Raw genomic sequence first — 524 nt, 5'->3', positions numbered from 1 at the left:
GCTGCGGCACTTAGTCCATTTGTAATGTCTGCGTCTCCTGAAATATTCGGTGTGAACACATTTGCCGAACTTTCGTCGACTCGAGACGTTGCGGCACAATTTGAACAAATTGATTATGTCAAATGGAGACAGTTGCGAGATAACGATGATACCAAGTTTATTGGCTTAACCGTTCCTAACGTGCTTTTTCGACAACCCTACAAAAGTGATGGTTCTCGAAACGATCAATTTGAATTTCAAGAGAATATTGACGATTCAAATAACGATTTATTGTGGGGAAGTGGAGCCTTCTGTTTTGCTGCTGTTTCGATTAGAGCATTCCAAGAGCACGGTTGGTTTACTCACATGCGAGGAATAAAACAGGGGGATTATAGTCAAGGCATTATTGTTGCTCCTACAAGAAACAAAACGCGCATTAATGGCAAAAATGACAGAGGTAGATGCCCTTTAAATCTAAAAGTCTCTGAGCGTAAAGAGCAAGAACTGTCTGATTGTGGGTTCATTCCGATTTCACCAGTTCCTGA

The 524-nt window shown here is 41.4% G+C and carries 1 protein-coding gene; it reads left to right on the top strand.

Annotated elements, in window-relative coordinates; all coding sequences use genetic code 11:
• Window positions 1–524, top strand: a 524-nt coding sequence (locus R8O10_RS27350; protein WP_318192253.1) for a type VI secretion system contractile sheath domain-containing protein, incomplete at both ends; no start/stop codon positions are given.

This window comes from Vibrio sp. 1727, from assembly GCF_033344415.1.
GTDB classification, from domain to species: domain Bacteria; phylum Pseudomonadota; class Gammaproteobacteria; order Enterobacterales; family Vibrionaceae; genus Vibrio; species Vibrio alginolyticus.
The sequence above is the reverse complement of the archived record's forward strand: the minus strand, read 5'-3'. Positions and strand labels throughout refer to the sequence as shown.